Annotated in this window: 5 protein-coding genes; all 5 read left to right on the forward strand. The window is 44.2% G+C overall.

All coding sequences use genetic code 11. The features are described from left to right. The first annotated feature begins 143 nt into the window (after positions 1-143). A complete protein-coding gene (locus tag QZZ43_RS02590) occupies positions 144-1,457 on the forward strand; it encodes a cobyrinate a,c-diamide synthase (RefSeq protein ID WP_291855964.1) in 1,314 nt (437 codons plus the stop codon). A 136-nt stretch (positions 1,458-1,593) separates the two neighbouring features. After that, the gene (locus tag QZZ43_RS02595; RefSeq protein WP_291855965.1) at positions 1,594-2,301 is read left to right on the forward strand and encodes a precorrin-2 C(20)-methyltransferase; all 708 of its coding nucleotides are present in this window, start codon (positions 1,594-1,596) and stop codon (positions 2,299-2,301) included. A gap of 86 nt (positions 2,302-2,387) precedes the next feature. Then, on the forward strand, positions 2,388-3,788 hold the full coding sequence (gene cobJ / locus QZZ43_RS02600) for a precorrin-3B C(17)-methyltransferase (protein WP_291855967.1): 1,401 nt from the start codon (positions 2,388-2,390) through the stop codon (positions 3,786-3,788). 118 nt (positions 3,789-3,906) lie between these two features. Continuing rightward, a complete protein-coding gene (gene cbiE, locus QZZ43_RS02605; protein WP_291855969.1) occupies positions 3,907-5,109 on the forward strand; it encodes a precorrin-6y C5,15-methyltransferase (decarboxylating) subunit CbiE in 1,203 nt (400 codons plus the stop codon). Between the two features lie 49 nt (positions 5,110-5,158). Further along, the coding region (locus QZZ43_RS02610; protein ID WP_291855971.1) for a cobalamin biosynthesis central domain-containing protein at positions 5,159-5,849 on the forward strand (691 nt) is incomplete at its 3' end.

The following is a 5,849-nucleotide window of genomic DNA, read 5'->3' on the forward strand; positions in this document are numbered from 1 at the left end:
GGGATTGCCCTTGCAGTTGAAGGGACAGAGGGCAAAGAGCATAGGGGATAGAGTATGAAAAGACATCTTTTTCCTTTGTTCTATGCACCATGCTCTATGCTGAGTTTTCACCTACCCTTTCACCATATTGCCTTAATTTAAATATGAAAAAACCAACATTCCTCATTGCAGCTCCCAAAAGTAACTCGGGCAAGACCCTGATAACATTGGGTCTCATAAAAGCACTCAGGGAGCAGGGCTATTACGTGCAACCATTTAAATGCGGCCCAGATTATATTGATCCAATGCATCATGCTGAGATTGCGGGCAGATCATCTTATAATCTGGATTTGTGGATGTCATCTGAAAGTCATGTGAAATCTGTTTTTAATAATCAGATGAAAGAGGCCGATGTAGGTGTTGTGGAAGGTGTTATGGGCCTGTTTGATGGTGCCTGTAAAGATGAAGGGAGTTCGGCTGCCATTGCTCGGTTATTAGACATCCCGGTTGTGTTGGTGGTGGATGCTTCAAGCGTTGCTTATTCCGTTGCGCCCCTTTTGTACGGCTTTAAGCATTTCGACCGGAGCATTCATTTGATAGGGGTTATTTTCAATAAGGTGGCAGGCGCTTCTCATTACCAATTTCTGAAAGAAGCTGCAGAAGATTCAGGTGTAAAGGCACTGGGATATGTTCCACGAGATAAGGCTTTGGCTATTGATGACCGCCATCTTGGATTACACATGCCAGGAGAGAGTAGAGATGCCGAAATAGTAAAGAAGGCTGCTACATTTATTCGGGAAAATGTGGATCTGGAGACTTTGTTGGGCGAAAGCAGGGTTGAATGTTCAAAAGATAATTCCGTGAAAGCAGGTGCTTTTAACGGGTTAACCATTGCCATAGCTTCTGACAAAGCTTTTAATTTTACATATAAGGCCAATTTAGATTGTCTCAAGGCTTTGGGGACTTTGGAGTACTTCTCTCCAATAACTGACGAAAACTTGCCGGATGTGGATCTTATCTGGTTGCCCGGAGGATATCCCGAATTATTTGCCCCCGAGTTATCTAAGAATCGTCTGATGCTATCTGCAATTCGAAAGTTTGCAGAATCAGGAAAAGCCATTGTGGCCGAATGTGGTGGAATGATGTATCTGGGGAAGGAGATAATACTTAAAGATGGCTCGTTGTTTCCCATGGCAGGGGTTTTCCGTTTTTCAACCTCTTTTAAAGATATGAAACTCCATTTGGGATATCGGGAGGTGAGTGGAGAACCCTTTTCATTAAGGGGCCATGAATTTCATTATTCCGAATTGTTGAATGCCTGTACCACACCTGAATATGTGATGAAATCAGCCCGAGGCAAACAGATTGAAATGCCGGTCTTCCGTCACAAGGGGGTGTGGGCTTCTTACATGCACTTGTATTTGGGAGAACCTGAGCGAATGAAGCGTTTTCTGAAGCTTGTGTTAGAGGATCAATGAAGAAAGGAACAAATGGTGAAAAAGGGAAATGAAATTGATGCAATCTTGGGAGGTCAGGATAAGAGCAAGTAAAGACGCTTGAACAAGCGTCTCTTGTTTGAAGGTTAAGAGAATCTCTTGCTTTAAAAAAAAATATATGAGAAAACTAACAGGCATAGGTCTCGGGCCCGGCGATCCGGAAATGGTTACCCTGAAAGCGTTAAAAGCTTTACGGCAGGCTGATGTTATCTATTATCCGGCAACTTATTCAAAAACAGGGACGGTGCAATCCTTCTCGCTGGAAATATTACAACAGCTGGATATCACAACGGAATGTCGCCGATTGATTATTCCCATGACGGATAGAAACCAGGATGAGATTTACCGGAAAGTTTATCAAACTATAATGGAGTCATTGAATGAGGGTAAAGAAGTGGCTGTTGTGAATGAGGGGGATGTGCTCTTCTACAGTACTTTTGGCTATCTTTTAAAAATGGCTAAAGCCGATGATGTGGAATGTTGCGTTATATCCGGTATTCCTGCTTTCATTGCCGCCGGCAGTCTGGGAGATATCCCCTTGGTCGAAAGGAATTCGGGCTTGAACCTCATTGCCCGCCCAAAAAGCTTTGAGCAGATATCAGAAAGGCTACAGGGAAGTCCCGACGATACTCTGGTGGTAATGAAAATGAAAGTTCTAAACGGTTGGTATAATTTTCTTATAGAATGCTCACGTCCCTTTCTTTATGTGGAAAAGGCTGGCACAACCGATGAGTTTGTTACCTCAAATGTAGAGGATTTAAAGGATAGGGAGATTCCTTATTTTTCAGTGATAATGTTTTACAGCGGGACAATGGTGGAAGGGTAGAAAGGTTGAACGATGAATGTATAGAAAGTACTTCATCTTTTACCATATTACCATATTACCTTTTTCCCCTTCAACCATACGATTTTATGAGCAAAATATACACCATAGGGATTGGTCCCGGCGACCAGACACAGATGACACCTCAGGCTGTGGAGGCTTTGAAGGCTTCAGATACAATTGTTGGTTACAACCACTATTTCGAATACATCGGTCACCTCACTGAAGGCAAAGAGACCATCTGTACGGGTATGAAGAAAGAACTGGATCGTGCAAAATCGGCTTTTGTGGAAGTTGAAAAAGGGAAAACGGTCTCGGTAATTAGCAGTGGTGATTCAGGGGTTTACGGTATGGCCCCGCTTCTTTTTGAGATGAAAGAGGAGCGTGCATCGGATGTGGAGATTGAAGTTATTCCTGGTATCAGTGCTATGTTTGCTGCAGCAGCCCGCATGGGAGCTCCGTTGGGACATGATTTTTGTTCGATTTCAATGTCCGATTTACTCACTCCCTGGGAGCGTATAGAAAAGCGTATTAAAGCAGCCGCAGAGGCAGATTTTGTGACGGCTGTTTACAATCCGGTGAGCAAAGGACGTTTTTGGCAATTGATGCGGTTTCGGGAAATTTTTCTGCAATTCCGTTCACCTCTGACTTGTGTTTGCATCGGTCGCAATGTGGGAAGAGTGGATGAAAATTTGAGTTTTGTGACACTTGAAGAACTGGATGCTTCTATGGCCGATATGTTTTCCCTGGTAATGGTGGGTAATAGTCAAACCCGCATGATTAATGACTGCATGGTGACACCTCGTGGCTATTATAATCAAAATGAAAAGGAAGTAAGCAGCCCGGGCAGGCAAATTATGAATGAGAGTTTCCGTAATATTTTGAAAGAACTGGATGTTGAGCATCAACCATTGGACCACACCTGGGTGGCACTGCACTGTATTCATACCACGGCCGATTTTGGGATGAATGATTTGATCGAAATCAGGAATGATATGGTATCCCGGTTGCACAAAGCATTTTGTTCAGAAAAGCCTCCGGTTATTGTCACCGATGTTTCAATGGTCACCCGTGGTTTTCGTCGTGCAATCCTTGAGAGATTTGGCATTGAAGTAAAATGTTATCTCGATGATGACCGTGTCAAAGAGTTGGCTTCCAATAAGAATATTACCCGTACGCAGGCTGGTATTCGTCTGGCGGTTGAGGAACATCCCGATGCCCTTTTTGCCTTTGGCAATGCCCCCACTGCACTTATAGAGCTGGTAAAGCTCATTAGAAATGGGAAGGCTTACCCGGCCGGTGTTGTAGCTGCCCCTGTGGGATTTGTAAATGTTCGGGAAAGCAAATGGCAGATGAAGTTTGGATGCCCGGATGTACCTGCTGTAATTGTGAAAGGCCGGAAAGGTGGTAGTAATGTGGCAGCCACTATCGTCAACGCCATTTTGAGCTGGGACGATGCACAAGCGATGCATCCTGGTGAGGGGTTGTAGTTGAAATTAAAGCGCAAATACGCAAAGTTTTTTTGAAAGAGGGGTTTAAGAATCAGAAGCCCCATGTCTCCCCTTTTTATTCTTTGTGACTTAGCGTCTCTTTGTTAAAACAAAAACTATGAAGATAACCATCATTGGCATTAATGATCAGCTTCCGGAATTTTCCGAAGAGAGGCAAATGATCATTGCTTCAGCCAAATATTTTGCAGGCGGGAATCGTCATCGCGATTTGGTGAAGTCGTTCCTGCCGGAAAAGCATTACTGGAGTCCTATTGTGGTGCCGTTGTCCGGGTTGTTTGAAGATATTCAAAGCAGGACAGGGAACTGGGTGGTTTTTGCTTCCGGGGATCCTTTGTTTTTTGGCATTGGCAATACCTTAAAACGTGAGTTTCCTGATGCAGAAATAAGGGTTTTGCCACATTTTAACTCCCTTCAGGTGCTGGCTCACCGTTTAGGAATAAACTATGGTGAATATCCCGTGGTATCGCTGACAGGGCGCCCCTGGCAAGCTTTCGACAAGGCTCTGATAGAGGGGGTAAGGTGTCTGGCTATTCTCACTGACCGAAAAAAGACACCCATCGAGATTGCCAGGCGGATGATTTCTTATGGATATACCAATTACCGTTTGTTTTATGGAGAAAAGATGGGGGGAGAAGAAGAGCGGGTGTTAGCTCTTGACTTGGATGAAGTGGTGAATCTTGATTTTAAACATCCCAATTGCTTTTTTCTGAAGAAAACCAATGATGCCATTCCGGCGGGGGGGATTCCGGACACGGAATTTGAGCCGTTGGAAGGCCGTCCCCGTATGATCACAAAAATGCCTGTCAGACTTACCACTCTGGCATTGATGCAGCTCCATCGGCGAAAGGTTTTATGGGATGTGGGTGCTTGTACAGGAAGTGTGTCGATTGAGGCCAGACTAAAGCATCCTCACCTGCAGGTAACGGCATTTGAGATTCGTCCCGAGTCGGAAGGCATCATTCACCGCAATGCCCAAAAGTTCCAAGTGCCCGATATTCAGTTGGTTATTGGTGATTTTCTAAAGGCAAACAAAGAGGAATTGGCTGTTCCCGATGCCGTTTTTTTTGGGGGTTATGGGGATAAAATGGAGGAAGTACTGAATGATGTGAATTGTTATTTGAAACCGGGTGGGGTGATTGGGTTTAATTCCGTATCTCAAAAGAGTAGAAATAGGTTTCTGGGTTGGTGCTTCCAAAACGGGTTTGAGATAACAAACCAGCACCAAATACAGGTGGACGATCATAATCCTATACAGATCTTCATTGCTGCAAAAGAAACTAAACGAAAAGACGCAAAGTGATTATTAATGTCTCTGTGATGCTGCGCCTCTGCGTTAAAACAATAGATATATGCAAACAATTATTACTCATTCCGCTGAAGGCCAGCAATTGGCAAAAAAGATATGTGATGCAGGTTTTGAAGCGACTGTAGTCAGATCCCCAAAAAACTTTAATGAACTTTGGGCAGAGAATAAAGCACTGATTTTTATTGGTGCTCTGGGCATTTGCGTCCGTGAAATAGCCCCTCTCCTGAAGGATAAAAAAACAGATCCAGCTGTAATTAACATGGATGCCAATGGACAATTTGTTCAGCCGGTGGTCTCGGGCCATCTGGGGGGTGCCAATGCGTTGGCCCATCGCCTTTCAGAGCTATTGGGAGCTCAGCCCGTCATCACTACGGTTAGTGATACCTCCGGACTTTGGGCCCTGGATACCTTGCCGGCCCGGTTTAACTGGAAGATGGAGTGTTCAGGAAACCTCACCCCGCAAATTGCTGCTTTTGTAAATGGTCGCAAAACTGCTCTTTTACTGGAAGCCAGAGATAAAGGAACTTTGTTTATGGAAACTGAGCTTCCTGCTCACGTAGATCTCTTTTTCAATGCTTCGGAATTAAATGTCGATGATTATCATTTGATTATAGCAGTTACTCCATTTATTCACGATTTTGAGAATAAGGCCATTTATTACCGTCCCCCAATGCTACATGCCGGAGTAGGCTGTCAACGGGATCTGCCCTTTGAAGAATTTGAGAAATCGTTGC

Origin of the sequence: Marinilabilia sp. (assembly GCF_016278715.1) — a bacterium.
GTDB lineage: Bacteria > Bacteroidota > Bacteroidia > Bacteroidales > Marinilabiliaceae > Marinilabilia.